The sequence below is a fragment of the Rhodanobacter sp. FDAARGOS 1247 genome, from assembly GCF_016889805.1.
GTDB lineage: Bacteria > Pseudomonadota > Gammaproteobacteria > Xanthomonadales > Rhodanobacteraceae > Rhodanobacter.
The window spans coordinates 1,951,740-1,977,883 of the sequence record NZ_CP069535.1 but is presented as its reverse complement, the minus strand read 5'-3'; the positions used below and the strand labels follow the sequence as shown (position 1 = coordinate 1,977,883).

Annotated in this window: 25 protein-coding genes; 13 read left to right on the top strand and 12 right to left on the bottom strand. The window is 66.6% G+C overall.

What is annotated here, in order from left to right; genetic code table 11:
* Positions 1-6 precede the first annotated feature (6 nt).
* Positions 7-366: a hypothetical protein gene (locus I6J77_RS08950; RefSeq protein WP_007808930.1), complete on the bottom strand. Its 360-nt coding sequence runs from the start codon at positions 364-366 to the stop codon at positions 7-9.
* A 194-nt stretch (positions 367-560) separates the two neighbouring features.
* Here I6J77_RS08950 and I6J77_RS08945 point away from each other — a divergent pair, with 194 nt between their 5' ends.
* The 4 genes from I6J77_RS08945 (at position 561) to I6J77_RS08930 (ending at position 5,583) form a co-directional block, all read left to right on the top strand.
* Complete coding sequence (locus I6J77_RS08945; RefSeq protein WP_204108730.1) at positions 561-2,495, top strand: ABC-F family ATP-binding cassette domain-containing protein; 1,935 nt, start codon at positions 561-563, stop codon at positions 2,493-2,495.
* A 3-nt stretch (positions 2,496-2,498) separates the two neighbouring features.
* Positions 2,499-3,419 (top strand): phosphoglycerate mutase, encoded by a 921-nt coding sequence (locus I6J77_RS08940; RefSeq protein WP_204108729.1) that lies wholly within the window; start codon positions 2,499-2,501, stop codon positions 3,417-3,419.
* Positions 3,380-5,128: a single-stranded-DNA-specific exonuclease RecJ gene (gene recJ, locus I6J77_RS08935; RefSeq protein WP_204108728.1), complete on the top strand. Its 1,749-nt coding sequence runs from the start codon at positions 3,380-3,382 to the stop codon at positions 5,126-5,128. The genes I6J77_RS08940 and recJ overlap by 40 nt, the downstream gene beginning before the upstream one ends.
* 89 nt (positions 5,129-5,217) lie before the next feature.
* Positions 5,218-5,583, top strand: a complete 366-nt coding sequence (locus I6J77_RS08930; RefSeq protein ID WP_204108727.1) for an STAS/SEC14 domain-containing protein — start codon at positions 5,218-5,220, stop codon at positions 5,581-5,583.
* Here the strand turns inward: I6J77_RS08930 and I6J77_RS08925 are convergent.
* The 4 genes from I6J77_RS08925 to I6J77_RS08910 are packed head-to-tail and all read right to left on the bottom strand — an operon-like array spanning position 5,570 to position 10,335.
* Positions 5,570-8,074, bottom strand: a complete 2,505-nt coding sequence (locus I6J77_RS08925; protein ID WP_204108726.1) for a PEP/pyruvate-binding domain-containing protein — start codon at positions 8,072-8,074, stop codon at positions 5,570-5,572. The genes I6J77_RS08930 and I6J77_RS08925 overlap by 14 nt on opposite strands.
* Positions 8,071-8,934 (bottom strand): phosphatase PAP2 family protein, encoded by an 864-nt coding sequence (locus I6J77_RS08920; RefSeq protein WP_204108725.1) that lies wholly within the window; start codon positions 8,932-8,934, stop codon positions 8,071-8,073. Before I6J77_RS08920 ends, I6J77_RS08925 begins: the two co-directional genes overlap by 4 nt.
* Entirely contained in the window at positions 8,931-10,016 is a 1,086-nt protein-coding gene (locus I6J77_RS08915; RefSeq protein ID WP_204108724.1) for a hypothetical protein, read from the bottom strand. The genes I6J77_RS08920 and I6J77_RS08915 overlap by 4 nt, the downstream gene beginning before the upstream one ends.
* Positions 10,017-10,026: 10 nt before the next feature.
* Positions 10,027-10,335, bottom strand: a complete 309-nt coding sequence (locus tag I6J77_RS08910; protein WP_204108723.1) for a hypothetical protein — start codon at positions 10,333-10,335, stop codon at positions 10,027-10,029.
* Here I6J77_RS08910 and asnB point away from each other — a divergent pair.
* Positions 10,334-12,004: an asparagine synthase B gene (gene asnB, locus I6J77_RS08905; protein WP_204108722.1), complete on the top strand. Its 1,671-nt coding sequence runs from the start codon at positions 10,334-10,336 to the stop codon at positions 12,002-12,004. The genes I6J77_RS08910 and asnB overlap by 2 nt on opposite strands.
* A gap of 4 nt (positions 12,005-12,008) precedes the next feature.
* Here asnB and I6J77_RS08900 read toward each other — a convergent pair whose 3' ends face one another.
* A complete protein-coding gene (locus tag I6J77_RS08900; protein ID WP_204108721.1) occupies positions 12,009-13,301 on the bottom strand; it encodes an aspartyl protease family protein in 1,293 nt (430 codons plus the stop codon).
* 106 nt (positions 13,302-13,407) lie between these two features.
* Between I6J77_RS08900 and prfB the strand changes: the two genes are divergently transcribed.
* From prfB to lysS, 3 genes are all read left to right on the top strand, one after another.
* Positions 13,408-14,533 (top strand): peptide chain release factor 2 gene (prfB, locus tag I6J77_RS08895; RefSeq protein WP_157582245.1). Its coding sequence is split into 2 segments (ribosomal slippage): positions 13,408-13,482 and positions 13,484-14,533, totalling 1,125 coding nucleotides; the frame shifts between segments, so codons are not numbered across the junction.
* Positions 14,534-14,569: 36 nt separating this feature from the next.
* Positions 14,570-14,896, top strand: coding sequence for a hypothetical protein (locus I6J77_RS08890; RefSeq protein WP_204108720.1), 327 nt, complete (start codon positions 14,570-14,572; stop codon positions 14,894-14,896).
* Between the two features lie 106 nt (positions 14,897-15,002).
* Complete coding sequence (gene lysS / locus I6J77_RS08885; RefSeq protein ID WP_204108719.1) at positions 15,003-16,529, top strand: lysine--tRNA ligase; 1,527 nt, start codon at positions 15,003-15,005, stop codon at positions 16,527-16,529.
* A gap of 61 nt (positions 16,530-16,590) precedes the next feature.
* On the opposite strand, the gene I6J77_RS08880 is transcribed toward lysS, so the two are convergent.
* Complete coding sequence (locus I6J77_RS08880; protein WP_204108718.1) at positions 16,591-17,724, bottom strand: acyltransferase; 1,134 nt, start codon at positions 17,722-17,724, stop codon at positions 16,591-16,593.
* Positions 17,725-17,941: 217 nt separating this feature from the next.
* On the opposite strand from I6J77_RS08880, the gene I6J77_RS08875 reads away from it, so the two are divergent.
* The 4 genes from I6J77_RS08875 to zipA all read left to right on the top strand — a co-directional run bounded on the left by I6J77_RS08875 (position 17,942) and on the right by zipA (position 23,140).
* On the top strand, positions 17,942-18,244 hold the full coding sequence (locus I6J77_RS08875; RefSeq protein ID WP_204111339.1) for a YciI family protein: 303 nt from the start codon (positions 17,942-17,944) through the stop codon (positions 18,242-18,244).
* Positions 18,245-18,252: 8 nt separating this feature from the next.
* Positions 18,253-18,498: a BolA family transcriptional regulator gene (locus tag I6J77_RS08870; protein ID WP_204111441.1), complete on the top strand. Its 246-nt coding sequence runs from the start codon at positions 18,253-18,255 to the stop codon at positions 18,496-18,498.
* Positions 18,499-18,633: 135 nt separating this feature from the next.
* Positions 18,634-22,143: a chromosome segregation protein SMC gene (smc, locus tag I6J77_RS08865; protein ID WP_204111338.1), complete on the top strand. Its 3,510-nt coding sequence runs from the start codon at positions 18,634-18,636 to the stop codon at positions 22,141-22,143.
* A gap of 10 nt (positions 22,144-22,153) precedes the next feature.
* Positions 22,154-23,140, top strand: a complete 987-nt coding sequence (gene zipA / locus I6J77_RS08860) for a cell division protein ZipA (RefSeq protein WP_204111337.1) — start codon at positions 22,154-22,156, stop codon at positions 23,138-23,140.
* Positions 23,141-23,146: 6 nt separating this feature from the next.
* Here zipA and msrA read toward each other — a convergent pair whose 3' ends face one another.
* From msrA to I6J77_RS08840, 4 genes are all read right to left on the bottom strand, one after another.
* The gene (msrA, locus tag I6J77_RS08855; RefSeq protein WP_204111336.1) at positions 23,147-23,656 is read right to left on the bottom strand and encodes a peptide-methionine (S)-S-oxide reductase MsrA; all 510 of its coding nucleotides are present in this window, start codon (positions 23,654-23,656) and stop codon (positions 23,147-23,149) included.
* Positions 23,653-24,102 carry a peptide-methionine (R)-S-oxide reductase MsrB gene (gene msrB / locus I6J77_RS08850; protein ID WP_204111335.1) on the bottom strand — a complete coding sequence of 150 codons (450 nt, stop codon included), beginning with the start codon at positions 24,100-24,102 and terminating at the stop codon, positions 23,653-23,655. The genes msrA and msrB overlap by 4 nt, the downstream gene beginning before the upstream one ends.
* Before the next feature lie 96 nt (positions 24,103-24,198).
* Positions 24,199-24,564, bottom strand: a complete 366-nt coding sequence (locus tag I6J77_RS08845) for a VC1465 family Xer recombination activation factor (RefSeq protein WP_204111334.1) — start codon at positions 24,562-24,564, stop codon at positions 24,199-24,201.
* Positions 24,565-24,667: 103 nt separating this feature from the next.
* Entirely contained in the window at positions 24,668-24,850 is a 183-nt protein-coding gene (locus I6J77_RS08840) for a hypothetical protein (RefSeq protein WP_204111333.1), read from the bottom strand.
* A 246-nt stretch (positions 24,851-25,096) separates the two neighbouring features.
* Here I6J77_RS08840 and I6J77_RS08835 point away from each other — a divergent pair, with 246 nt between their 5' ends.
* Positions 25,097-25,627: a VOC family protein gene (locus I6J77_RS08835; RefSeq protein WP_239309243.1), complete on the top strand. Its 531-nt coding sequence runs from the start codon at positions 25,097-25,099 to the stop codon at positions 25,625-25,627.
* A gap of 2 nt (positions 25,628-25,629) precedes the next feature.
* On the opposite strand, the gene tadA is transcribed toward I6J77_RS08835, so the two are convergent.
* Positions 25,630-26,118 carry a tRNA adenosine(34) deaminase TadA gene (tadA, locus tag I6J77_RS08830; RefSeq protein ID WP_056764918.1) on the bottom strand — a complete coding sequence of 163 codons (489 nt, stop codon included), beginning with the start codon at positions 26,116-26,118 and terminating at the stop codon, positions 25,630-25,632.
* Positions 26,119-26,144 lie beyond the last annotated feature (26 nt).

Genomic DNA, 26,144 nt, shown 5'->3' with positions numbered 1-26,144 from the left:
GCCGGATCAGTTGACCGCGGACGGATTGGTATTGTTGCCCGCCGGCGTGTTCAGCACCGAATGGATCACGTGGCTGTGTTCGAAGTACACGATGAAGTTCGCGTATTCCCAGCGATTGATCTGCGGGTGCTTGGCGGTGTCGCCACCGCGCGGGGACAGCTTGCGCTGCGGTGCGCCCCAGGTCTTCTCGACCTGGCTCATGCTGAGGCCGCGGCGGGGCAGGTTCATGCCCTTTTCCTGCTGCACGCGATGCACCAGCAGGCTGTCGCCATGCTTGTGCTGCGCGGCGGCCGCAGTCTGCGGTGCGGCAAAGGCAGCGCCTGCCGCCAAGACGACGATCGGCAAAATACTGGTGAACTTGATCATTGGCTCCCCCTCTCCCTGCAAGGCTGTATGCGGCGTCGTTGTAGCAGAAGCGCCCATGCTACGCCATGCCGGACACGGGCGATTGCGATGGGTTCGGCATTCGGCCAGGCCCGGCGACTGGTCGAGAATAGCCTGATCGCCGCTATCATGGGCGGCTGCGGGCGACGACCCGTCCGTTTCAGCCCGGGTTTTTCATGATTTCCTTCCGACATTTCGCCTTGCGCCGTGGCAGCCGTCTGCTGCTTTCCGACATCGACCTGGTGATCCAGAGTGGCTGGCGCCTGGGCGTGATCGGCCGCAACGGCTGCGGCAAGTCCAGCCTGTTCGCCGCGCTGCAGGGCAAGCTGGAAGGCGACGCCGGCGAGCTGGAGATGTCGGGCAAGCTGCGGCTGGCCTCGGTGGCGCAGGAAACCCCGGCGCTGCCGGATGCGGCGATCGATTACGTGCTGGGCGGCGACGAGGAACTGGCCGCGGCGATCAACGCCGAGGCGGAGGCCGGCGAACGCGGCGACATGGACGCGATGGCCAAGGCGCACCACCGCATCGAGGAACTGAACGGCTACGACGGCCGCGCCCGCGCCGGACGGCTGTTGCACGGGCTGGGCTTTCCCCCGGAAACCCACGAGCGCGCGGTGCAGGAATTCTCCGGTGGCTGGCGTGGGCGTTTGAACCTGGCGCGGGCGCTGATGTGCCCGTCCGACCTGCTGCTGCTGGACGAGCCGACCAACCATCTCGACCTCGACGCCGTGCTCTGGCTGGAGGAATGGCTGCGCCGCTACCAGGGCACCTTGCTGATCATCTCGCATGACCGCGAGTTCCTCGACGGCGTGATCACCCACACGCTGCACCTCAACGACGGCAAGGCCAAGCTGTACACCGGCAACTACAGCGCGTTCGAGCGCCTGCGCGCCGAGCAGTTGCGCCAGCAGCAGATCTCGCACGAACGCGAGCAGGCCGAGCGGGCGCACCTGCAGTCCTTCGTCGACCGCTTCAAGGCCAAGGCCAGCAAGGCCAAGCAGGCGCAGTCGCGGATGAAGCGGCTGGAGAAGCTGGCCGGCACCGAGGCGGTGCGCGCCGAGCGACCCTTCAGCTTCAGCTTCCCGGTGCCTGGCCGCCTGCCGGATTCGATGCTGCAACTGGAAGACATCACCGCGGGCTACGCAGCCGATCCGTCCAGCCGCGAGGGCAACGACGAAGTCGCCAACATCGTGCTGGCCGACGTGCGTTTCTCCATCGAGGCCGGTGAGCGGATCGGCCTGCTTGGCCCCAACGGCGCCGGCAAATCCACCCTGGTGAAAACCCTGGTGGGCGAACTGGAACCGTTCGGCGGCGAGCGCAAGGTGCACAAGGACCTGAACATCGGCTACTTCGCCCAGCACACGGTGGAAAGCCTGCGCGAAGGCGCCAGCGCGCTCGATCACCTGATGGACAAGGCGCCGGGGGTGGCGACGCAGGTGATGCGCGACTTCCTCGGCAACTGGAATTTTGCCGGCGATCGCGCCTTCGAATCCGTCGACGGTTTCTCCGGCGGCGAACGGGCGCGCCTGGCACTGGCGCTGATCGCCTGGGACAAGCCGAACCTGCTGCTGCTGGACGAGCCGACCAACCATCTCGACCTGGACATGCGCGAGGCGCTGGCCGACGCGCTGGCCGATTTCGACGGCGCCCTGGTGCTGGTATCGCACGACCGCCACCTGCTGGGCCTGGTCTGCGACAGTTTCTGGCGCGTGGCCGACAGCGTGGTGGAACCGTTCGACGGCGACCTCGACGACTACGCCCGCTGGCTGAAAAATCGCGGTTCGGCCAGCAAGAAAGCGGCGAAGGCCGGCGCGGCCAAGCCCGTGGTGGTCAAGGTGGTCGAGGTTTCGCCGGAGGAACGCCGTCGCCAGGCCGCCGCCCAGCGCGACGACGAAAAGGCCGCGCGCCAGCGGGTGAAGAAGATCGAGACGCGCACCGCCGCCATCGATGGCGAGCTGGCCGCGCTGGAGGCGCAGCTCGCCGATCCGGCCACCTACAACGGCCCGACCCAGGAGATGATGCGACTGGGCCAGCGCCAGGCCGAGTTGCGCGGCGAGAAGGAAGCACTGGAAGGCGAATGGCTGACGCTGATGGAACAACTGGAGGCGTAGCCGATGTCGACCGCCATCCCTTCGCTGCAATTGTGGCTGCCCGCGCTGGCGCACTTCGGCCCAGGCCACCCGCTGCGCGAATGGCTGGCCCGGGCCGACCGTCTTGCCGGCGGCGGCGATGGTTATCTTGGCGGCTTGGCCGACCACTTCACGAACATCGGCGCGAATCTTCCCGCCGCGGCGATCACCCGCCAGTTCCTGGCCGGCGATGCGGGCGACGGCCTGTGGCTTTCGGCCGATCCGGCCTGGGTGCAGCCGGACATGAACGGCGTGCGCCTGCTGGCCTGCGGTCGCCTGCAACTGGATATCGACGCAGCCCGGACGCTGGCCGAAAGCCTGCGGCCGGTATTCGACGAGGCCGGCATGCAGTTGGAGGTTTCCTCGCCGGACCACTGGCATCTGCGGCTGCCCGCGGACATGGCGCTGCCCGAGTTCGCCGCGCCCGCCCAGGCGCTGGGCGAAGACCTCGCCCAGCATCTGCCGCAAGGACCGGAAGGGCGTCGCTGGCGCGTCCTGCTCAACGACATCCAGGTGCTGCTGCACCAGCATCCGCTGAATGCGCAACGGCAGGCGCGCGGGCTGTCGCCGGTGAACAGCCTGTGGCTGTGGGGCGGCGGTCGCCTGCCGACCAGGATCGGCAGTGAGCTCGTCGGCGTGATCAGCGACGACGTGTTGCTGCGCGCGCTGGCCGCGCACGCCGGCATCGCGCAGCAGGCACGCAGCGTCGACGTTATCGCCAGCGCCCGCGAGGGCTGGCTGGTCGACCTGCAGGACCTGCCGGCCCACGAGATCGCCGCACGCTGGTGGCCGGCGGTGCAGCCCTTGCTGGCGCGGCAACCAGTGCTGCTGCATTTCGCCAGCGGCGAACGCTGGCAGCGCAAGCCATGGCATCGCCTGCGCGTGTGGCGCCGGGGCGGGCGTTGAGCGTCCTGAAGCTGCGTCGCCGCGAAAGTCGCGGCGTCCCCGCCGGCTGGCCGGAGTCGGTGCATCCGGTGTTGCAGCAGGTCTACGCCGCGCGCGGCGTGCTGCAACCGGCCCAGGTCGAGCACCGGCTGGCGCGCATGCTGGCGCCGCAGTTGCTGGGCGGGATGGATCAGGCGGTGGCCTTGCTGGCCGAGGCGATCCGCGACGACTGGTCGATCCTGGTCGCCGGCGACTACGACTGCGACGGCGCCACCGGCACCGCCGTGGCCGTGCGCGGTTTGCGCCTGCTCGGCGCGCAGCGGGTCGACTACGCGATTCCGAATCGCTTCACCCACGGCTACGGCTTGAGCGCCGCCTTCGTGGCCTCGCTGCAGCCGACGCCCCGGTTGATCGTCACCGTCGACAACGGAGTCGCCAGCGTGGCCGGCGTGGCCGCGGCGAAGGCGCGCGGCATCCGCGTCATCGTCACCGACCACCACCTGCCCGGCGAGCAGTTGCCGGACTGCGACGCGATGGTCAATCCGAATCTGGCCGGCGACCCGTTCCCCAGCAAGATGCTGGCCGGCGTCGGCGTGATGTTCTACCTGCTGCTGAGCCTGCGCGCCGTGTTGCGGGAGCAGGGCGCCTTCACGAGTGCCGAGCCGGACCTGTCCAGCCTGCTCGACCTGGTCGCGCTGGGCACGGTGGCCGACCTGGTGCCGCTGGATTTCAACAATCGCGTGCTGGTCGAAGCCGGACTGCAGCGCATGCGCAGCGGTCGCGCCTGCGCCGGCATCGGCGCCCTGGTCGAGGTCGGCAAGCGCAGCCTGGCGACGCTGTGCGCCAGCGATCTGGGCTTCGCCGTGGGGCCGCGCCTGAACGCCGCGGGGCGGCTGGAAGACATGCGGCTGGGCGTGGAATGCCTGCTCACCGATGACCTGGCGCGCGCGCGTCACTGCGCCGCGCAACTCGATGCGATCAATCGCGAACGCCGCGACCTGCAGGCGTCGATGGTGGCCGAGGCGGAACAGATGGTGGCGGGTCTTTCCGACATCGACGCCATCGGAGTGGCCCTGTTCGAGCCGTCCTGGCACGCGGGCGTGGTGGGCCTGGTGGCCTCGAAGCTGAAGGAACGGCTGCACCGCCCGGTGATCGCCTTCGCCCCGGCCAGCGAGGACGACGTCGAGCACTTGCGGGGTTCGGCACGCTCGATCCCCGGCTTCCATGTCCGCGATGCGCTGGCCGTCATCGATGCGCGCCAGCCTGGCCTGATCGAGCGCTTCGGTGGCCACGCGATGGCCGCCGGGCTCAGCCTGAAAGCGGCGGACTATCCGCGCTTCGCCGCTGCCTTCGATGCTGTCGCACGCGAACTGATCGAACCCGAACGCCTGCAGGCGGTGCTGCACACCGACGGCGAGCTGCCGCCCGGTGCCGCCACGCTGGCATTGGCCCGGCAGTTGCGCGCTGCCGGCCCGTGGGGCCAGGCGTTCCCCGAACCGCTGTTCGACAACCTGTTCGATTGCGCCAGCTGGAAGGTGATGGGTGAATGCCATCTGCGCCTGCAGTTGCGAGACCCGCGCGATGGTGCCGTGCACGACGCAGTGATGTTCAACGCTTACCACGGCCAGCCACCGCCGCCGCGGCTGCGCGCGGCCTACGAGCTGGTCATCAACGACTGGCAGGGTCGCGAAAGCCCGCGCCTGCTGCTGCGGCATATCGAGCCGGCCTGAAGTTCCTGCGCCCATGAGCGGGCGTCTCTTGCGCGGTTTTCACGTGGCGCGGATCAGACTGTTCCCGACGTCATCGAGGGAGAACGCCCGTGATCGCACAGATCGAAGGACTGCCGCCCGGCACGCTGGGCTTCCGCGTCCATGGACAGGTTACGTCGGCGGATTACGAAAGCATCATCGTGCCGGATGTGGAGGCGGCGTTTGCGCTGAACCGCAAGCTGCGCCTGCTGTACGTCACCGCCGACGATTTCACCGGCTTCGACGCCGGCGCGATGTGGGACGATGCCAAGCTCGGCATGCGCCATTTCAGCGGCTGGGATCGCGTGGCGCTGGTCACCGATGTGCCGTGGCTGCGCGGTACCGCCACGGCTTTCAGCTTCGCGATCCCGGCCCAGTTCCGCCTGTTCCACGGTGCCGAGGTCGAGGAAGCCACGCGCTGGATTACGGCGGACTGAGAACCTCGACGGTGCCGTGGCGGCCGTCGATGCGCACGCGCTGGCCATTGACCAGCAGACGCATCACGTGGCGCACGCTCATCACCGCCGGCAGGCCCAGTTCGCGCGCGGTCACCGCGCCGTGCGACAGCGGGCCGCCGCTTTCGGTGATCACTCCGCGCGCCTGGTAGAACAGTGGCGTCCACGCCGGGTTGGTAGTGCGGGCCACCAGGATCGCGTCCTTGGGGAAGTGCGGGAAGTCCTCCGGGCTGCGCACCACGAATACCTCGCCCTCGACGATGCCGGGGCTGCCGCCCAGGCCCTTGAGCACGTGGCTGCCGTCGACCTCGACCGGTTCCGCCTCGCCGAAAATCCAGTCCGGCGTGCGTGCGCAAGCCGCCAGGTAACCGGTCTTGTGGCGGGCGGCGGCTTCCGTGATCGGGACCAGCTCGCCGCTGTGCAGCGCGCCGTCGAGCACGGCCAGCGGCACGAAATAGACGTCCATCGGATCGGCCAGCACGCCGCGTTCGACCAGCTGTGCGCCGATCGCCTTCAGGCCGCGGCGGAACGGCAGGTGCAGGCGGGTGGTCTGGTAATGCTCCAGGTCGTCCAGTGCGGTATACGTGCGGGCCAGCCGGATCACCTCGTGCACCAGGTAGCGCAGTTCCTCCGGCGCGTGGCTGAGCACGCTGTGCTCCATGGCCGCCTGGGCGGCTTTCTGTGCCAGCTCGGCGGCGGCGCGGTCCTCGTCAGGCCGGTCGACCAGCATCTTCAGCTGGTCCAGCACGATCTGCGGCGCCTCGACCCAGGTCGGGTGGTAGGCGTCGAAATCCAGCTCGCGATGGCCGTGACGGGCCAGAAAGCGCTGGAACTCGGCGTGGAAGGCAGGGTGCTGCGGCAGTTCTTCCAGCAGTTCGACGCTGGGGCCGCTGCGCAGTCGCGCATGCAGGGCGGCATCCATGCGAAGCAGTCGCGACAGCGACCACAGTTCGGCGTTGACCTGGCCGGTCTTGGTGTCGGTGACCGCCAGCAACTGGTCGAACACCCGCTGCGCCTGGTCGGCCGGCAACGTCAGTCGCAGCATCTGCTGCAGGGCCACGTACAGCGTGCGCTGGGTCAGCGAGATCGCGATGTTGGGCAGGAAGTAGCTGGCGCCCAGCGCATTGATGCGCAGCACGTAGTCCCACAGCTCGTTCAGCGGACGACCGTCCAGCGACTCGCGCATCAGGGCGCCGATGCCGAGCAGGTAAGTGTCCAGGTCGCGCATCCAGCGCACCGGCAGCTCCTGCACCCAGGCGAACTGCGCCGCGATCTGCGGCAGCGCGGCGCGGATGCTTTCCACGTCCTTGAGCATCTTCGCCGGCGTGCGGCCGCTGTAGAGTTCGACCGCGTTCTGGTTGCCGTAGATGTAGTAGTCGCGCATCGCGAACCACTTGTCGCCGAACGGCGGCAGGCCCATCAGCTTGAAACTGTGGTTGAGCGAGGCATGGAAGCCGGCTTCGCACAGGTCCCAGGTCAGCGGGGTGACCGGGTTGGGAAAGCGCTCGGCCGATTCGTCGCGGGTCCAGCGCGCCGGGATGCGCGTCACCGCGCGCGACTGCAGCAGGTACAGCGTGCCGTCCTGCCACGCCCATTCGATGTCCTGCGGGAAGCCGAAGTGCTGCTCGGCGGCCAGCGCCAGCTGCGCCACGGCGCGGCGTTGTGCCTCGGCGAGGGCAGGGGCGTGCGCCTGTTCGGCCGACAACATCGTGTGGCGGGTACCGCCCGCGGCATCGGTGACCAGCGCCCGCGGCTTCTCGGCGATCACCACCTCGACCTCGCTCATGTCGCTGCGCTTGAGGCGGTATTCGTCGACCGGTTCCTCGCCGCCGACCACGGTTTCGCCGAGGCCGAACGCGGCGTTGATCAGCACCTGGTCCAGCGCCCCGCGCACCGGGTCGATCGAGAACGCCACGCCGGCGGCTTCGCGCTCGTCCACCAGCACCATCTTCTGCACCACCACGGCCATCGCCGCATCCAGGTGGTTCAGCCCCATCCGTTCGCGATACGGCAGCACATGGGCATTCCACAGCGAGGCGTAGCAGCGGCGGATCGCGTCGAGCACGGCATCGACGCCGCGAATGCCGAGCAAGGTGTCGTGCTGGCCGGCGAACGCAGCGCCGGGCAGGTCTTCCAGCGTGCCGGAGGAACGCACCGCCACCGGCGCATCGGCCAGATCGAGTGCTTCCAGCTTGGCGGCCAGCTCGCCGCGCAGTGACGACGGCAACGGCTGCGCCAGCAGCAGGGCCTGGATGCGCTCGCTGCGCGCGGCGTGGTCGAGCGCGGCGTCGTCCAGCACGTGACGGATCGCCTCGTGCAACGGCGCCACGAACTCGCGATAGACCTCGCTGCCGACCACGATGCCGGGCGGCACCGGCAGGTGCTGCGCGGCGCGGGCCAGGTTGGCGCCCTTGCCGCCGCTGACGGCATGCTCGGCGGCCTGCGGATCGGTGAACGCGAAGAGCTGGGTCATGCGAGGGTTTCCTTGCGGTAACGCTGGATGAAGGCGAGCACCGCGGCGGCGAGGGCGATCCCGCACAGCACGTCGATGCCGTAGTGATAGCGCAGGTACAACGTGGCCACCACCAGCGCCAGGATGATCGGCGCCAGCAGCAGCGCGATGCGCCGATAGCCACCCAGCGCGAAGAAGCCCAGCACGTACACGCCGATGCCGCTGTGCAGGCTGGGGAACACGTCCATGCCGGTGATGCCGGCCTTGACCACGCCGGCCAGCAGGGCCGTCATCGCGCCGCCGTGCACGGGATAGGGGAACACTTCGGGAAACGCCATGTACGGCCCGCCGGCCGGCACCAGCAGGTAGCCGGCAAAGCCGACCAGATACATCAGGGTCAGGCCGAGGAAGAACGCTTTCGCCTCGGGGCTGTTGCGCCGCACGCTGAACACCATCGCGGGCAGCAGCACCACGAAATAGAACAGGAAGTAGCCGCTGCTGAGCAGCTCCGACAACCACGGCCGTTCCCAGCCCAGCAGGTGTTCCGGCAGGCTGCGGCCACCCCACAGATCACGATCCAGCGCGAGCAGCGTCGCGTCGGCGGTGTGCCGGATGAACACCTCGCGGATCGCCTTGAACAGCGGAAAGATCAGCCAGCAGGCGACGAACTGCAGCGTGCCTTTCCAGTTCGCCCAGCCACCGCCGGGCGCGGCCAGGCTGGCGGCCAGCAACAGCAGCCAGGCGATGCCGCCAAGCACGCTGGCGGCGTGCAGGTCGCCGTCGTCCAGCCGCCAGGCACCGACGCTGCCGAGCACCAGGATCAGCAACAGCTCGGCGGCGAAGGCATGGCCGATCCAGCGCGCGCTGCGTGGCATGTTCATGGATTCCCCCGATGCATCACATGTGGCCAGCGCCACCAGCCGAGCGCGGCCAGCGACCACAGCGCCAGCAGCGGCCATGGCCAGAACCCGGTCATCAACAGCAGACAGGGCAGCCAGACCATCGCCACCAGCAGCCCGCCCACGATGCGGAAAAAACTCACCGTATTGCGCGCATCCGCCTTGCTACCCGCGAACCGGCCGGCCAGCAGCACCGGCGCCGCCAACAGCATGAAGGCCGCCACCACCAGCCAGTCCCATGGCCATGAACGGGTGCGTGGTCGTGGCGGCTGTGTCTGCGGGTGCTGCTGGGCATCGATGAACGCCAGCGCATAGGATTCGCCCGCTGCGGCCCGCACCGTCGCCCAGGCTTCCGTCGCCGCAAACACCTCCGGGTTCGGACAATTCACCGAGACCGCGTCGAGTGCGGTCGCGATCGCTTGATGAATGCGCCGTTCCCAGTCGCGATCGGATTCATCGGCGTCGCGTGCAGGCAAGGTCACCGGTACGCCGACCAGCGCCTCGACGCGCGAACGGAAGCGGTCCGGCGCCTGGTAGTGCAGGCCCAGCGGCACCACCTCCAGTGCCACACCCTCATCCAGCAAGGTGCGCGCGATGCGCGCCGCGCCGCGCTGGTAAGGCAGCGGTCGCCAGCCCCATTCGCTGCTGCCTTCGGGAAAGATCGCCAGATCGCCACCCGCACGCAATTGGGCGCAGCCGGCGTCGACGGGATGGGCGAACGCGGCGCGATGTATGCCGTAGCGCTCGCGGTCCTTGTCGCGCACCACCGCGATGCCATCGAACATCCAGCGCAGCAGCGGATGCCGCAGCAACTGGATCGAGACCAGCCCCTGCACCCCGGGAAACGCCCGCAGCACGGTGTAGCCGTCGATCGCCCCGTTGCGATGGCTGCTGACGATCAGTCGACCGCCGCGTCGCGGCACGGGTTGCCGATGGGCACCGACGATGCGGATGCGGCCGAAATAGAAACCGCGCAGCAACCAGGCCAGCAGCGGAATCCACCAGCGCAGTGGCCGCCCTCCCGCGGGCATCGGTGCCGGGTCGGTGCGGGAGCGGGCAGACATCCGTGTTGCGTCAGGGCTCATTGGCGGCAATGTAGCGGCAAGCGGCCGCTGGCGTCACTGCTGTGCCAGCACTTGCCAAGCGTCGGATGATCTGTTCAAGTTGAGCCATGCATTCCTTCGCCACCAGCAGCTTGAACCCCACCGCGGCTTCCGCGCGCGGCTTCGTGCTGGCCGGCAACACCAATAATCGCGCGAACAATAACGCCAACCGTTGGCGGGCCCGCGCGTAGCTGCAAGTCTCCATGAAAGTACGCAAAAGGCCCGCCCAGTGCGGGCCTTTTTGTTTTGGTTTGTTTACCAACCGAGAGGCCGCAATCATGTGTTCGATCTTCGGAATGTTCGACCTGCAGCCGGGCGATGACCTCGCTGCGTTGCGCCGGCAGGCGCTGGAACTGTCGCAGCGCCAGCGCCATCGCGGGCCGGACTGGAGTGGGGTGTTCGTCGATGCCGGGGTGATCCTGGTACACGAGCGGCTGGCCATCGTGGACCCGGCCAGCGGCGCGCAGCCGCTGCGATCGCGCGACGGCGCGCTGGCGCTGGCGGTGAATGGCGAGATCTACAACCACCGCGAGCTGCGTGCTGCCAGCAGCTACGACTTCACCACCGGCTCGGATTGCGAGGTGATCAACGCGCTGTACCGCGAGCAGGGCGGCGACTTCGTGGGCAGGCTCAACGGCATCTTCGCGTTCGCCCTGTGGGACGGCGAGGCGCAGCGCTACCTGATCGCCCGCGACCCGATCGGCGTCTGCCCGTTGTACTGGGGCCACGATGCGCAAGGCCGCCTGTGCGTGGCCTCGGAGATGAAGGCGCTGGTCGGCGTGTGCGCCGATGTGGCGCCGTTCCCGCCGGGTCATGTCTACGACAGCGCCAGCGGCGAATTGCGCAGCTACTACGCCAGGCCATGGCGCGACTACGCCGCCACGCGCGGCCATGACGTGGCGGCACCGGCCTTGCGCAAGGCGTTCGAGCAGGCCGTGCATCGCCAGCTGATGACCGACGTGCCGTATGGCGTGCTGCTGTCGGGCGGACTGGATTCCTCGCTGGTCGCCGCCTGTGCCGCCCGGTTCGCCCGCGAACGGGTCGAGGACGACGATCGCAGCGAGGCATGGTGGCCGCGCCTGCATTCGTTCGCGATCGGGCTGGACGGCTCGCCCGACCTGGCCGCGGCGCAGGTCGCCGCCGATGCGCTGGGCACTGTGCACCACGGCTTCGTCTACACGTTCTGGGAAGGGCTTGACGCCTTGCCCGAGGTGATCCGCCACATCGAAACCTACGACGTCACCACCATCCGCGCCGCCACGCCGATGTACTTGCTGGCGCGGCGGATCAAGGCGATGGGCGTGAAGATGGTGCTCTCGGGCGAGGGCTCGGACGAGATTTTCGGCGGCTACCTGTACTTCCACAAGGCGCCGTCGGCCGAGGCCTTCCACGAGGAAACCGTGCGCAAGCTCGACGCGCTACACAGCTACGACTGCCTGCGCGCGAACAAGGCGATGATGGCCTGGGGCGTGGAGGCGCGCGTACCGTTCCTCGACCTGGAATTCATCGACGTGGCGATGGGCCTGGACGCGAAGCACAAGATGGCCGGGCAGGGGCGCATCGAGAAAGCGGTACTGCGTGAAGCGTTCGACGGCGCGCTGCCGGATTCGATCCTGTGGCGGCAGAAGGAACAGTTCAGCGACGGCGTGGGTTACGGCTGGATCGACGGGCTGAAGGCGCACGCGGAGCAGGCGGTGACCGATCGCGAGTTTGCCGCGGCGGCGGCGCGCTACCCGTTCAACACGCCGGCGACCAAGGAAGCCTATTTTTACCGCCGCATCTTCGAACAGCATTTCCCCGGCGAGGCCTGCGCGGCGACCGTGCCCGGCGGCAAGTCGATCGCCTGCTCGTCACCCGCGGCGCTGGCCTGGGACCCGGCCTTCGCCAGCGCAGCCGATCCGTCGGGGCGGGCGGTCAGGGGAGTGCATCAGCAGGCGCTGGCGAGCTGAACGGTCAATGCCGGTCGGGATGGATCAGCAGGCAGGTATGCCGGGTATTGAAGTCGAAACGGAAGTCCATGTAGCGCAGGGCGCCGCCGCCGAGGAGGTAATGCCAGGGCAGGCTGGCCTGCTTGAATACATCGAAGGTGACGGTGAATGGCTGCCCGGAGATGTCGACATCGGCGGTGGCCCGGCTGATGCGCGCGGCGTGTTGGTGCGCGCCCATGTCGCGGACCCTGAGCCGCCGCCCCGGGCTGCTGTGCAGCTCGTCGAGGGCATGCTGGTCGGCGGCGAGGTAATGGCTGGTGCCGCTGTCGATCAGGGCCGTGCGCAGTTGCCCATCGATCGACAGGGCGGTGACCACGCGCAGCTGGTTGCCCCAGAGGTCGCTGGATACCAGCATCGGTTCCCTGCAGGCGCCGTCGCCATCGGTGCTGTCGCCAACCACCAGCGAGCTCTCGGTGAGGCGAAACGCGCCCAGTCGCCGCAGGATGTCCATGCCGAGCAGCCGGTGATTCCCCGGCACTACGGTCACCGGAACGTTCAGCAGGGTGAGCTCGCCGATGCCGAGCCTGGCCAGGGTGCCGTAGCGGACGGGGATGTCGTGCGACAGAAACCCGCCCACCTTGCCGTTTCGATCAAGCATGGCGACGCCGAGCTTGCGTGCGCTGTCTTCGTCCAGGGTCAGCGCCGAACTGCCCGTATCGACCAGCAGCCATGTCTTCTGGCCTTCGCTTTCAACTTCCACGGCTGGCAGGTTGCCTTGCGCCAGGCTGCGATGAACCGGAATGCTGAAGCTGTGCGACGGCATGACCAGCTCAAGTTGTGGCGTGCCGGCCTGGCTGGCCAGGTAGCTCCGCATCTGCTCGAGTCTGGCCGGAGCCACCTTGTCCTGGAACCGGCGGATGATCTCCAGCTCGGCCGCATCGGCCTTGGCCGAGCCCTGGGACAGCCGCAGGTTGCCGTTGGCAAATTTCGCGCAGAAGAAGGCGACCTCAGGCTTGCTGTCGATCAGGCTGCGTTCGCAGACACGTGCATCCTCGCTGGACTTCTCCAGGTTGAAGTGGATGCGTTCCAGCGCCATGGCGGCAAGGACGCGACTGACGGGATCGTTCGAGGCCTGGTACATGCGGGCCAGGGCCGGCACGTCGGCCTGGTTCAGTGCCTTTTCCACGATGGCCAGCGTGGCAGCATCCGAACCCGATGGGGAAGAGGGCGTTCCCGGGCCCGATGCCTGCGTGGCCAGCGGGCAGCCGAGGCCGGCCAGGCTGCAGACGAATGCGGGTAGAAACGTCCATTTCTTCATTGCCCATCTTCCTTCATGTCCGGGAGCTCTCAAGTGTAGCCAGCAACCGCGTGCAACGGCGCACGCTCTGCTAATATCGGGGGCTGTTTTCCTGCGATTTCCGACCATGATCGAGACCAATCCCATCCAGGCCCAGATTGCCGACCTTCGCGACCGTGTCGAGTCGCTTCGGGGGTATCTTTGACTACGCCACCAAGAGCGAACGCCTGGAAGAAGTAACCCGCGAACTGGAAAGTCCCACCGTCTGGGACGACCCGGCGCGTGCGCAGGAACTGGGCCGCGAGCGCGCCCGACTGGATACCATCGTCAACGGCATCGACCGCATGACGGCCAGCCTCACCGATGCCGGTGAGCTGCTGGAGATGGCCATCGCCGACAGCGACGACGACACCGCGCAGTCGGTGATCGACGACCTGGCCAAGGTCGACGCCGAGGTCAACAAGCTGGAATTCCAGCGCATGTTCTCCGGCAAGATGGACTCGACCAACGCCTTCGTCGACATCCAGGCCGGCGCCGGCGGCACCGAGGCGCAGGACTGGGCCGAGATGCTGCTGCGCATGTACCTGCGCTGGTGCGAGAACCGCGGCTGGAAGACCGAGCTGATGGAAGTCAGCGGCGGCGACGTGGCCGGGATCAAGTCCGCCACGTTCCGGGTGGAAGGCGACTACGCCTACGGCTGGCTGAAGACCGAGATCGGCGTGCACCGGCTGGTGCGCAAGAGCCCGTTCGACTCGGACAATCGCCGGCACACCAGTTTCACCTCGGTGTTCGTCTCGCCGGAAGTGGACGACGACATCGAGATCGACATCAACCCGGCCGACCTCAAGACCGACGTGTACCGTTCATCGGGCGCCGGTGGCCAGCACGTCAACAAGACCGAGTCGGCGGTGCGCATCACCCACATTCCGACCAATACCGTGGTGGCCTGCCAGACCGGCCGCAGCCAGCACCAGAACCGCGACACCGCGATGAAGATGCTGGCTGCAAAGCTCTACGAGCTGGAGATCCAGAAGCGCAATGCCGAGAAGGACGCACTGGAAGCGACCAAGTCCGACATCGGCTGGGGCAGCCAGATCCGCAACTACGTGCTGGACCAGAGCCGGATCAAGGACCTGCGCACCGGCATCGAGCGCACCGACACGCAGAAGGTGCTGGATGGCGACCTTGACGAATTCATCGAGGCCAGCCTGAAGTCCGGTCTCGAAGCCGGCTCCAAGCGTATCGATGCGTGAGACCTGACGCCTTCCGCTTACTGACGAGGTAGCCGCATGAACAGCAAGAAGATCTGCAGCATCGCGATCGCCTGTGCCGCACTGGCTGCGTTCGGCGCAGCCGCGCAATCACAGCAGGGCGGCGCCGGCCAGGGCATCAAGCAGGATGCCAAAGCTGTCGGCCACGGCGTCGCCGATGGCGCCCGCGATGTGGGTCATGCGACCAAACACGTCGCCAAGAAGATCGGGCATGGTGCGAAGGACGCCGGTGTCGGCATCGGCCATGGTGCGAAGAAGGCGGGAATCGCCATCGGCCACGGCGCGCGCGAAGGCTGGGATGCAACCAGACACGCGGCCAAGAAAGTATTCGGCAAGGACGATTGACGAGCCAGGTTCCCGAGGGAAACCTCGACGCGTCATCTTGCGACCCAACCCCCAGACCATCTGGTGTGCGCCCCGCGTTGCGGACACCCGGAGCAACAGAGTTCCCATGAGCGAAACGACCGACACCCCGATCATCGACGAGAACCGGCTGATTGCCGAGCGCCGCGAGAAGTTGCATGCCTTGCGCGAGCAGGGCATCGCGTTTCCGAACGACTTCAAGATCGACAGCTTCGCCGGCGACCTGCAGGCCGAGTTCGCCGACAGGGACGTGCACACGGCCGAAGCCGTCGAGGCAGCCGCACGCCGGGTGAAGATGGCCGGGCGCATCGTGCTCAAGCGCGTGCAGGGCAAGGTCAGTTTCGTGCAGCTGCAGGATTTCAGCGGGCGCATCCAGCTGTTCATCCACCAGGGCACTCTGGGCGACACCTACGAGGCGTTCAAGAGCTGGGACATGGGCGACATCGTGGGCGCCGAAGGCGTGCTGATGCGCACCAGGACCGGCGAGCTTTCGGTGCGCGTGGACCAGCTGCGCCTGCTGACCAAGAGCCTGCGCCCGCTGCCGGACAAGCACCACGGCATGGCCGACGTGGAGCAGCGCTACCGCCAGCGTTACGTCGACCTGATCGTCACCGAGGAGGCGCGGCGCACCTTCATGCTGCGCTCGCGGATCATCGGCCACATGCGCCAGTGGCTGGAGGCGCCCACGCGCCGCTTCATGGAAGTGGAGACGCCGATGATGCACATGATCCCCGGTGGCGCCACGGCCAAGCCGTTCACCACCCACCACAACGCGCTGGATCTGGAGCTGTACCTGCGCGTGGCGCCCGAACTGTACCTGAAGCGCCTCGTGGTCGGCGGCTTCGACCGCGTCTACGAGATCAACCGCAACTTCCGCAACGAGGGCGTGTCGACCCGGCACAACCCCGAGTTCACCATGCTGGAGTTGTACCAGGCCTACGCCACCTACCATGAGATCATGGACCTCACCGAGAGCGTGATCCGCGATACCGCCCAGGCCGTGCTAGGCACCACGCAGCTGGAATGGGACGGGGCGGCGATCAACGTGGGCCCGGCATTCCGCCGCTGGCGCATGGAAGACGCGGTGCTGGAACACAACCCGGAGATCAGGCGCGAAGAACTGCGCGATCGCGAGGCGATGGCGGCGCACGCGAAGCGTCTCGGCGCACAGGTCAAGGCCGGTTATGGCTGGGGCAAGCTGCTGCTGGAAATCTTCGAGCACACCGTCGAACACACCCTGATCCAGCCCACTTTCATCACCGACCATCCGGTCGAGGTGTCGCCGCTGGCGCGCGAAAGCGATACCGATAAGGGCATCACCGATCGCTTCGAGCTGTTCATCAACGGCAAGGAGATCGCGAATGGCTTTTCCGAGTTGAACGACCCGGAAGACCAGGCCGCGCGCTTCCAGGCCCAGGTCGACGCCAAGGACGCCGGCGACGACGAGGCGATGCACTTCGACGCCGACTACATCCGCGCGCTCGAAGTGGGCCTGCCGCCCACCGGCGGCCTCGGCATCGGCATCGACCGGCTGGTGATGCTGCTGACCGGCTCGGCCTCGATCCGCGACGTGCTGCTGTTCCCGTACATGCGGCCCGAGGTTCAAGCGGGCTGAGGCGCAATGGGCGCACCGGCGCGATGGCACCGAGCGCTTTCGTGGCCACGGGTGCACCGGATTACATGACGTCTTCGCGAACCTTGCCGATCAACAGGAACCTGCTGTGCTTCAGCCTCAGAAATGGCCTTTCAATCAGTTGATAGGTTGCTGCGGAGACAAGCAAAGTGGCGCCGGCCATGTAGATGAACAGCATCAGATTGGACAAGTGATGGCTCAGCAGCTCGTCGGACGGCTGGATGTCCAGCTTTACGACGGCGAAGACGATGAATACGGCGTGCACGAGATAGATCGAATACGACCACAAGCCGATACGGTGCAGCACGGGGTTGACCACGACTTTGCGGAATGCGGGAAGTAGATCGATCAGGGCCACCAGGAACACGGCCCACAGAGTCGACACATACAGGTAATTCGCGTACCAATACCCGAACTGCAGCATGCCAAACTGGCGCAGGCCATGGGCTGCCAGGACATCGATCATGGCGAGGGCGGCAAGCGCGACACACGTGCCGAGCCATCGACGCTTCCGCACGCTCAAGCTTCGCAGCATGGGACCGTAGCAATGGTGTGCCCAGGCGGCCGCAATGCCGATGGCAAATTGTGGCCAGCGGCCCAACAGGGTGCTGCGCTGGGCAGCCCAGAACTCGGACGCCGCCGGCGTTGCGAGTTTCCAATAGCAGAAGCACAAGCCGAGCAACACGGCTGCAAGCAGGTACCTTCCCTGTTTCAGGCGAGCCAGCCAGACCGCGAGCGGCAGCACGAGATAGAACTGGACTTCGATCGCAAGACTCCACCAGACCAGGCCGAACGGAAGCAGGGTGTCCAGGCTGATGTTCTGGAACAGGGCTGCGTGCGTCGCGGCGCGCCAATCTCCCTTCCAGGCAGCGCCTGCCAGCACCATGAGGTAGTACATGGGGAGAATGCGCAACGCACGATTGCCGAAGAACTGCCTGAGCACCATCGGACTGCCGCGGATGTAGGGCAGCGAAAGCAGGAAGCCGCTCAATACAAAAAACAGGTCCACCCCGATACTGCCCCCGAAAAACAGTGCCGTGGCGTAGCTGGCCTGGGGGTTCGGCATGTAGCCGCGCAAGGAGCCGAGAAAGTGATAGAAAAAGACCAGGACAATGGCGATGCCACGCAACGACTCGCATTCGTCCAGGCGCTCGCGAGGATTGCCGATTGCGTTCAAGCCGATTCCCCGGGAAATGCCGTCGAACCTGCGAACGCCCCCGAATTCCGATTACCGCATCGGCGATACGGATGATTCGATGCAGGGATTGCCGCTGTTTGTCTCATCGTTCGATTCTCCCCTGATGGCCATCGCACGGACGCTGCAGATATCGGTTCGGTGCAGGCACTAGTTTCGATTAAAATAGGGCAATTCTTCTTATTCCACGAGCCCTACCATGTGGTATGCCATCATCGCCAAAGACCATCCCGATACCCTGTCCAGGCGTCAGGGTGCGCGACCCGCACACATGGCGCGCTTGCTCGAACTGCAGGATGCCGGTCGGCTGTTCGTCGCGGGCGCGTTCCCGGCGATCGAGTCCGAGGACCCGGGCCCGGCCGGTTTCACCGGCAGCATGATCCTGGCCCAGTTCCCGTCGATGGCCGAGGCCCGCGCCTGGGCCGATGCCGATCCGTATGTGGCGGCCGGCGTCTACGCCGACGTGCAGATCAAGCCGTTCCGCAAGGCGTTGCCGGCGTGAGCGAAGCGATGCTCGAGCAGATCCGCCAGCGCCTGAGTGCGGCGCTGGCACCGACCGAGCTGGAAGTCGTCGACGAAGGCCACCTGCATGCCGGCCACGCGGGGGAGGGCAAGGGTCACTTCCATGTGCGCATCGTCAGTCCCGCATTCGCCGGACTGCTGCCGATTCGGCGGCATCGCATGGTTTATGCGGCGCTGGACGGCCTGATGGACAACGGCATCCATGCCTTGTCGATTGATGCAAAGAACAAATAATTCAGGAACAGTAAGTTACAGTGAATTGTTCAACTGATGCTTCATGCAGAAACGCATTGCAGCGTTGCCCTGCGTTTGGCACAGTGCCCTGTCGCCCGGCTGCACGGGCCTTACCGCTGACCCGTTGAAGACCGCATGCGCCTGAGCACCATCAAACTCGCCGGTTTCAAGTCCTTCGTGGACCCGACCACCCTGCACCTGCCCAGCAACATGATCGGCGTGGTCGGCCCCAACGGTTGCGGCAAATCCAACATCATCGACGCGATTCGCTGGGTGATGGGCGAGAGCGCGGCCAGCCGCCTGCGCGGCGACTCGCTGACTGACGTGATCTTCTCCGGCTCCAACACGCGCAAGCCGGTGGGGCAGGCCACGGTCGAGCTGATCTTCGACAACGCCGACGGTTCGGTGCAGGGCGAGTACGGCCAGTACGCCGAGATCTCGGTGAAGCGCCAGGTCACCCGCGACGGCCAGTCCTCGTACTATCTCAACGGCGCGCGCTGCCGCCGCCGCGACATCACCGACCTGTTCCTCGGCACCGGCCTCGGCCCGCGCAGCTACTCGATCATCGAGCAGGGCATGATCAGCCAGATCATCGAGGCGCATCCGGAAGAACTGCGCACGCATCTGGAAGAGGCCGCCGGCATCTCCAAGTACAAGGAGCGCCGCAAGGAAACCGAAAGCCGGATCAAGGCCACCCGCGAGAACCTCGACCGCGTGCGCGACGTGCGCGACGAAGTGGACAAGCAGCTCGAACACCTCAACCGCCAGGCCCGCGCCGCCGAGCGCTGGAAGGCGCTGAAGGAAGAACAGACGCGCAAGGACGCCGAACTGCGTGCGCTGGAATATCGAGGCCTGAAGTCCCAGCACGAAGGCGAGGGCGCGGGGCTGTCCGCCGCCGAGATCGAGATCGAAAAGCAGCTCGCCGGCCAGCGCCAGATCGAGGCCCAGCTGGAAAGCGTGCGCGAACGCCACACCGACGCCAGCGAGCACCTGAATGCGGTGCAGGCTGACGTCTACAAGGTCGGCGCCGAGATTGCCCGGGTCGAACAGCAGGTGCGTTACAACAAGGAAACCGCCGAACGCCTGCAGCGCGCCCACGGCGACGCCGAGCGCGAACATGCCGAACTGGCCGCGCACATCGCCACCGATCGCGAACAGGTCGAGGCGCTGCGCCTGGCCCTGGCCGAAGGCGAGCCGAAACTCGAAGCGCTGCAGCAGTTGCAGGACGACACCGGCGAGGCCCAGCGCAATACCGAAACCAGGCTGGCCGACTGGCAACAACGCTGGGACAGCCACACGCGCAACGCAGGGGAATCGAACCGCGCTGCGGAAGTGGAACGAACCAGGCTCAGCTACCTGGATCGCCAGGCGGTCGACCTGGCGCGCCGTCGCGAAGTGCTGGAAACCGAGCAGAAGGCCACCGACGTGGCGGCGCTGGACGCCGCCGGCGAGCAGTTGACCCATGAGCACGAGACCCAGCGCGAACGCGTGGAGACGCTCGGCAGCCTGCTCGACCAGCACAAATCCGGCCACGAAAAGGTGCTGGAGGACGAACGCCAGGTGCAGTCGACCCTCAACGAGGCGCGCCAGCAGTTGCAGGCCGCCCGCGGCCGGCACGCGTCGCTGGAGGCCTTGCAGCACGCCGCGCTGGGACAGGACGAAGGCGCGGCCAGTGGATGGCTGGCGAAGCTGGGCCTGGATCACTCGCGTCGCCTGGGCGAATCGCTGCAGGTGGAAGCCGGTTGGGAAACCGCGGTGGAAACGGCGTTGAGCGGCTTTCTGGACAGCGTGCTGGTTGACCAGGCGCACACGCTGGCCAGCGAATTTTCCTCGATCGAGAACGCCGACATGGCCTTGCTCGACGCCAGCGAAGGTGGCGTCAACACCGCCGGCACCCTCGCGGCGCACGTGCGCGGACCGGCGGCGGCGATGGCGATCCTTGGTCACGTGCTCACCGCGGCATCGCTGGACGAAGCGCATCAACGGGTCGTCTCGCTGTCCTCGCTGGCGCCGTACCAGTCGGTGATCACGCCGGCGGGCGAGTGGCTGGGTCCGGGCTGGGCGCGCGTGCGCCGGGCGCAGGGCAGCCAGGTCGGCGTGCTGGCGCGCGAGCGCGAGCTGCGCACGCTGGCCGAGCAGATCGCCGCGCTGGAAGCGCAGCTGGAAGAAGCCAGCGAGCGGCTCGATACGCTGCGCACCAGCAAATTCGAGACCGAACGCGCGCGCGACGACGCCCAGCGCGAGCTGTACAACGCGCATCGCCGGCAGTCCGAACTGGCCGGCCAGTTGCAGAGCCACCGCGGCAAGCTGGAAACCGCCCGCGCCCGCGCCGAGAAGGTCAAGGGCGAACTGGCAGACCTGAATCGGCAGATCGATGAATTGCAGGGCCAGACCCGCGAGGCACGCGCCCGACTGGATGAATCGGTCGGCCTGATGGGCGACCTCGAAGATCAGCGCCGCGAGCTGGAGAACGAGCGCCGCGGCCTGCTCGAGGCGCGCGAGGAAGCGCGCATGAATGCACGCGAAGCCGCCGAGCAGTCGCATTCGCTGGCGCTCGCGCTGGAGTCGAAGCGTTCCTCGCTGAGCTCGCTGGAACAGACGCTGGCCCGCATGGACACCCAACTGCGCCAGATCGAGATGCGCCGCAACGAAATCACCGAGCAGCTCGCCGCAGGTTCCGATCCGATCGCCGAACTCGAGTCGGAGCGACAGGCGTACCTGGACCAGCGCCTGCTGGTCGACAAGCAGCTGGTCGAGGCGCGTCGCGCGCTGGAGGACTGCGACATCGAGTTCCGCAAGCTGGAGCAGCAGCGTCACCTGGCGGAGCAGGGCCTGGCCACGCTGCGCGAAGGGCTGTCGCAGAAGCGGCTTGCGGCGCAGGCCTTGCAACTGCGCGCCGATCAGCTGGCCGAAGCGATCGCCGGGTCAGGTCTGGAACTGGAAACGCTGCTGGCCGAACTCGCGCCCGACATCGATGCGGATCAGTGGCGTTCGCAGCTGAGTGATCTCGGCCAGAAGATCGCCCGGCTTGAACCGGTGAACCTCGCCGCCATCCAGGAACACGCCGAACAGAGCGAGCGCAAGACCTACCTGGACAACCAGCTCACCGACCTGGTCGATGCGATGGAGACGCTGGAAGGCGCGATCAAGAAGATCGACCGCGAAACGCGCCAGCGTTTCAAGGAAACCTTCGACAAGGTCAACGCCGGCGTGCAGGAACTGTTCCCGCGCCTGTTCGGCGGCGGCCATGCCTACCTGGAACTCACCGGCGACGACCTGCTCAACACCGGCGTGACGATCATGGCGCGCCCGCCGGGCAAGCGTCCATCCAACATCTCGCTGCTGTCCGGCGGCGAAAAGGCGCTGACCGCGGTGTCGCTGGTGTTCGCGATCTTCGGTCTCAACCCGGCGCCGTTCTGCCTGCTCGACGAGGTCGACGCACCGCTGGACGAGGCCAACGTGGGCCGCTTCTCCAGCCTGGTGCGCGAGATGAGCGAGCAGGTGCAGTTCATCTTCATCAGCCACAACAAGGCGACCATGGAAGCGGCTACCCAGCTGTGCGGCGTGACCATGCGCGAGCCGGGCGTTTCGCGACTGGTGCAGGTGGATCTGGCCGAAGCGGCTAAACTGGCAGGCGCTGCCTGAGGAACCCATGATGACGTTGCAACCCGTGCTTGCCCTTGCCTGGAATCCCGCCGTCGGCATTCCGATGCTGATCGTCGGCCTCATCGTGCTGGCGCTGCTGTGGCTGTTCGGCCAGCCCAGGAAGGAGCAGGGCAAACGCCGCGTCGTGCCCGGCCCGCATGCTGGCGAGCGACGCGAACCGACCTTCGGCGAATCGGATATCGAGCCGGTCGCTGACGATGTCTTCCGCGGCGATGCCAGGCCGCAGCAAGGCGAGCTGGAGGTGGGCTTGCGCGAGGAGCTGGAGCGCCTCGGCGCCACGCTGTCGGGCGACCGGGGCAGGGAACCTGGCGCAGCTGCGTCGAAAACCCCCAGGACCAGGCAGCCACCGAAGCTGGCGGATCACGTGGCCTCGATCATCGATGCCTTGCGCGCGCCCAGCTCCAGCGATCCGGTGGCGCAGAACACCGACCTGCCGGCGGAAGCACCGGTGGTGGAAACTCCATCGACACCCGCACCGGCCGCGGCGGCTCCCCAGCGTTCCGATCTGGGGCGGCGGCCGCCGCAGCTGCCGGTGGAACGCATCATCACGCTATTCGTGGTGGCCCGCGAAGGCGAACGTTTCCACGGCCCGGACCTCGTGGTGGCGGCCGAAAAAGCCGGCTTGGAATTCGGCGACATGGGCATCTATCACCGCCTGGTCGACGGCAAACGCGAGTTGGGACCGATCTTCAGCGTCGCCAACATGCTCAAGCCCGGCAACTTCGACCTCGCCCGGCTGGAAGACCTGCGCACACCGGGCGTCAGCTTCTTCATGACCCTGCCGGCGCCGCTGCCGGCGCTGGACGCATGGGACGCCATGCTGCCCACCGCGCAGCGGCTGGCCGAGTTGCTGGACGGCCATGTGCTCGACGAGGAGCGCAACGCGCTCGGACGTCAGGGCATCGCGCACATCCGCGACCAGCTGCGCGGCTGGGATCGCGACCACGAAGGCAAGGAAATCATCTTCGGCCGCTGAGGCGTTTCAGGCTTGCGCGTCACGCCTCGGCAGTTTCCAGTCGGGGCGGATGAAGTGACAGGTATAACCCTGCGGGTAACGTTCCAGATAATCCTGGTGCTCCGGTTCGGCCTCCCAGAAATCACCCGCCGGCGCCACTTCGGTCACCACCTTGCCCGGCCACAGGCCGGAGGCGTCGACGTCCGCAATGGTGTCTTCGGCGACCTCCTTCTGCGCATCGGAGGTGTAGAAGATCGCCGAACGATAGGACGTGCCACGGTCATTGCCCTGGCGGTTGGCCGTGGACGGGTCGTGGATCTGGAAGAAGAATTCCAGCAGCCTGCGATAGCTGATCCGCGATGGATCAAACACGATCTCGATGGCCTCGGCATGGCTGCCGTGATTGCGGTAAGTCGCGTTCGGCACGTCGCCGCCGCTGTAGCCGACCCGGGTGGAGAGCACGCCATCCTGCTGGCGAATCAGGTCCTGCATGCCCCAGAAGCAGCCTCCGGCAAGCACCGCACGCTCGGTCGTCATCGCACATCCTCCACCTGATCCAGGTACGCGCCGTAACCCTGCGCCTCCATCTCGCCACGAGGGACGAAACGCAGCGAGGCCGAGTTGATGCAATAGCGCAGGCCGCCACGATCCTTCGGGCCGTCCGGAAAGACGTGGCCGAGATGGCTGTCGCCATGGGTCGAGCGCACCTCGGTGCGGATCATGCCGTGGCTGCTGTCACGCAACTCGTTCACGTGGGCCGCCTCGATCGGCTTGGTGAAGCTCGGCCAGCCGCAACCCGACTCGAACTTGTCCGACGAAGCAAACAGCGGTTCGCCCGAAACGACATCCACGTAGATGCCGGGCTCCTTGTTGTGCAGGTATTCGCCCGTACCGGGGCGTTCGGTGCCACTTTCCTGGGTGACCCGATACTGCTCGGGACTCAGTTGCGACAACGCCTCGGGACTTCTGGTGTAACGGGACATGCGGCGCCTCCTGTCGTGGTCGCGATGCAGATAGAAATGGCAGTCCCGGCACGCATATCAAGGACCGGCGGCAAAAATATCCGGGAAGAGGGGGCTTCAGATTTCCCTGCGCTCGTACGCTTCGCGGAACAGTCGTGCCTGTTCGCAGGTCAGCCACCATTGGCGCATGTCGCGTTCCCGATAGGTCTTGCCCGCCGGAGCGTGCAGGCCAAGCCGGTTGATCGTCCAGCCGGCCCACTCATCGGACAACGCGCCGAGATCCCCGCAACGCAATAGCCTCAACAGACGCACGGCCGACCAGGGCATGCGGCTTCGACCGATTTCCCAGCACCTCACCGTATTCGGTGACACGCCAAGATAGGCTGCGCAGGCCTGACGGCTCAACGGACAGCTGCGGCGCAGTTCGCGAAAACCCTCGGGGGAGATGTACCAGCAGCGCTTGCCGGATCGCTTGGGAGTCATGGTTTGCCTCATTCATAATTTGACATAATATACATTATGCGAAATTACAAATAGGTGGCGCGACCGTGACGACCCGGCAACCGTGCCTCGGAACCGCCTCTTCCTAAAGCAGGTTCGGACAGCCCTTCTGTGTTGACTTGATTTGCCGCAGCCAGTCATAGCCATCTTCGGCCCGCAGGCTGGCTTTGGTAGCGATCGTTCGCAGCCCCGCGTCTTGGCGGGCGGGCTGGAGATTTCCAAACCGGCTGCGCGGGCCCTGCAGCAGATGATTGATGTAGCGCTTCATTCGAGTGGCTCCTGGAAATGGCGGTGGCCGGGCCGATTCGTGCCGGCCTGGTAGTCCAGACGCAGGATTGGTCTTGCCGCGCCATGTATCAAGCCGGTTCGGGCGATCATTCCGTTCCTGTCTGGAAACGACGCCGAAGTTGCGGTGGTGTTCGCGCCCGGAAACACAGCGGTCGTCAAACCGGGGTTTCGCCTGCCGTCACGCGAACCCATGTAGCTGGCCGAACAGATCTTCGGCCGTCGGATCATGGGCAAGAAAATATTTGCATTGTTGTACGTCGTCCTGATGCTTGGCGCGATCGCGCCGTCGGGAGCTCGCGCAGCCACGTCGTATGACGGCGGCTATGTCAGGGTCGGCGTGCCTGACATGACGCAGGCGGCGACATTCTTCCGCGACGTGCTCGATTGCCAGCTGATCGGGGGCGAAGCCACGGCCAGTGAACCCGCAACGGAGTCCCTCCTGCTTTCCTGTGACGAAGGCTCGGTGGTCGAGCTCTTCGTCGACCGGGGCAACTCCCCTTCTCCCGCATCGGACACGCCGTCGGCGACCCTGCAATTGGCTACGGACGATGTGGCGCACGCCAACGAATGGTTGCGAAACCAGGGCGTGGCCGTCCGCAGCGCGCCGCATCGCGTGGTCTCGGGTCCCCTGGCCGGGCACATGGTGCTGGATTTCGCGGCACCATGGGGGTTGCGCCTGCAATTGGTGGGCAGGAACGTGCCCGATCCCGGCAACACGGGCCTGGCCACGGCCGATATCCAGTACGACGGCGGCTGAGCTCAGCGGCGGGCGCGGAAGAACTCCCGCAGCATCCCGGCCGACTCCTCACCCAGCAGGCCACCGGCCACCTCGATCCGATGGTTGTGGCGCGCGTCGACCAGGGTGTCGAATACGCTGCCCGCCGCGCCGGTCTTGGGATCAGCGGCCGCGTAGACCACCCTGCCCAGTCGCGCGTGGATCATGGCCATGGCGCACATCGAACATGGCTCCAGCGTGACGTAGAGGGTGGCGCCGGACAGCCGGTGGTTGGCCAGCTTCTCGCCCGCCGCCCGCATGGCCATGATTTCGGCATGGGCGGTCGGGTCGTGCAGGGTGATGTTGCGATTCCAGCCCAGGCCGGCGATCTCGCCTCCCTGCACCAGTACGGCCCCCACGGGCACTTCATTCTCGGCATCGCGGGCGTGCGCTGCCAGCTGCAGTGCTCGCCGCATGTACTGCACGTCGGCAGCTGAGAATTCACTGGAACTTGAAGAAATTTCGTCAGTCATTTCAAATTGTTGCATGATTTACATGA

What these genes read in the sequence shown, in the direction of transcription:
- lysS (WP_204108719.1), top strand. Translation starts at nt 15,003, where the DNA reads ATGAGCGAAACGACCGACACCCCGATCATCGACGAGAACCGGCTGATT.
- smc (WP_204111338.1), top strand. Translation starts at nt 18,634, where the DNA reads ATGCGCCTGAGCACCATCAAACTCGCCGGTTTCAAGTCCTTCGTGGAC.
- msrB (WP_204111335.1), bottom strand. Translation starts at nt 24,102, where the DNA reads ATGTCCCGTTACACCAGAAGTCCCGAGGCGTTGTCGCAACTGAGTCCC.
- I6J77_RS08920 (WP_204108725.1), bottom strand. Translation starts at nt 8,934, where the DNA reads ATGAACATGCCACGCAGCGCGCGCTGGATCGGCCATGCCTTCGCCGCC.
- zipA (WP_204111337.1), top strand. Translation starts at nt 22,154, where the DNA reads ATGACGTTGCAACCCGTGCTTGCCCTTGCCTGGAATCCCGCCGTCGGC.
- I6J77_RS08840 (WP_204111333.1), bottom strand. Translation starts at nt 24,850, where the DNA reads ATGAAGCGCTACATCAATCATCTGCTGCAGGGCCCGCGCAGCCGGTTT.
- I6J77_RS08845 (WP_204111334.1), bottom strand. Translation starts at nt 24,564, where the DNA reads ATGACTCCCAAGCGATCCGGCAAGCGCTGCTGGTACATCTCCCCCGAG.
- I6J77_RS08925 (WP_204108726.1), bottom strand. Translation starts at nt 8,074, where the DNA reads ATGACCCAGCTCTTCGCGTTCACCGATCCGCAGGCCGCCGAGCATGCC.
- I6J77_RS08870 (WP_204111441.1), top strand. Translation starts at nt 18,253, where the DNA reads ATGCTCGAGCAGATCCGCCAGCGCCTGAGTGCGGCGCTGGCACCGACC.
- I6J77_RS08945 (WP_204108730.1), top strand. Translation starts at nt 561, where the DNA reads ATGATTTCCTTCCGACATTTCGCCTTGCGCCGTGGCAGCCGTCTGCTG.
- I6J77_RS08900 (WP_204108721.1), bottom strand. Translation starts at nt 13,301, where the DNA reads ATGAAGAAATGGACGTTTCTACCCGCATTCGTCTGCAGCCTGGCCGGC.
- I6J77_RS08915 (WP_204108724.1), bottom strand. Translation starts at nt 10,016, where the DNA reads ATGTCTGCCCGCTCCCGCACCGACCCGGCACCGATGCCCGCGGGAGGG.
- I6J77_RS08875 (WP_204111339.1), top strand. Translation starts at nt 17,942, where the DNA reads ATGTGGTATGCCATCATCGCCAAAGACCATCCCGATACCCTGTCCAGG.
- tadA (WP_056764918.1), bottom strand. Translation starts at nt 26,118, where the DNA reads ATGACTGACGAAATTTCTTCAAGTTCCAGTGAATTCTCAGCTGCCGAC.
- I6J77_RS08950 (WP_007808930.1), bottom strand. Translation starts at nt 366, where the DNA reads ATGATCAAGTTCACCAGTATTTTGCCGATCGTCGTCTTGGCGGCAGGC.
- I6J77_RS08910 (WP_204108723.1), bottom strand. Translation starts at nt 10,335, where the DNA reads ATGATTGCGGCCTCTCGGTTGGTAAACAAACCAAAACAAAAAGGCCCG.
- recJ (WP_204108728.1), top strand. Translation starts at nt 3,380, where the DNA reads ATGGCATCGCCTGCGCGTGTGGCGCCGGGGCGGGCGTTGAGCGTCCTG.
- I6J77_RS08940 (WP_204108729.1), top strand. Translation starts at nt 2,499, where the DNA reads ATGTCGACCGCCATCCCTTCGCTGCAATTGTGGCTGCCCGCGCTGGCG.
- I6J77_RS08835 (WP_239309243.1), top strand. Translation starts at nt 25,097, where the DNA reads ATGGGCAAGAAAATATTTGCATTGTTGTACGTCGTCCTGATGCTTGGC.
- asnB (WP_204108722.1), top strand. Translation starts at nt 10,334, where the DNA reads ATGTGTTCGATCTTCGGAATGTTCGACCTGCAGCCGGGCGATGACCTC.
- I6J77_RS08890 (WP_204108720.1), top strand. Translation starts at nt 14,570, where the DNA reads ATGAACAGCAAGAAGATCTGCAGCATCGCGATCGCCTGTGCCGCACTG.
- msrA (WP_204111336.1), bottom strand. Translation starts at nt 23,656, where the DNA reads ATGACGACCGAGCGTGCGGTGCTTGCCGGAGGCTGCTTCTGGGGCATG.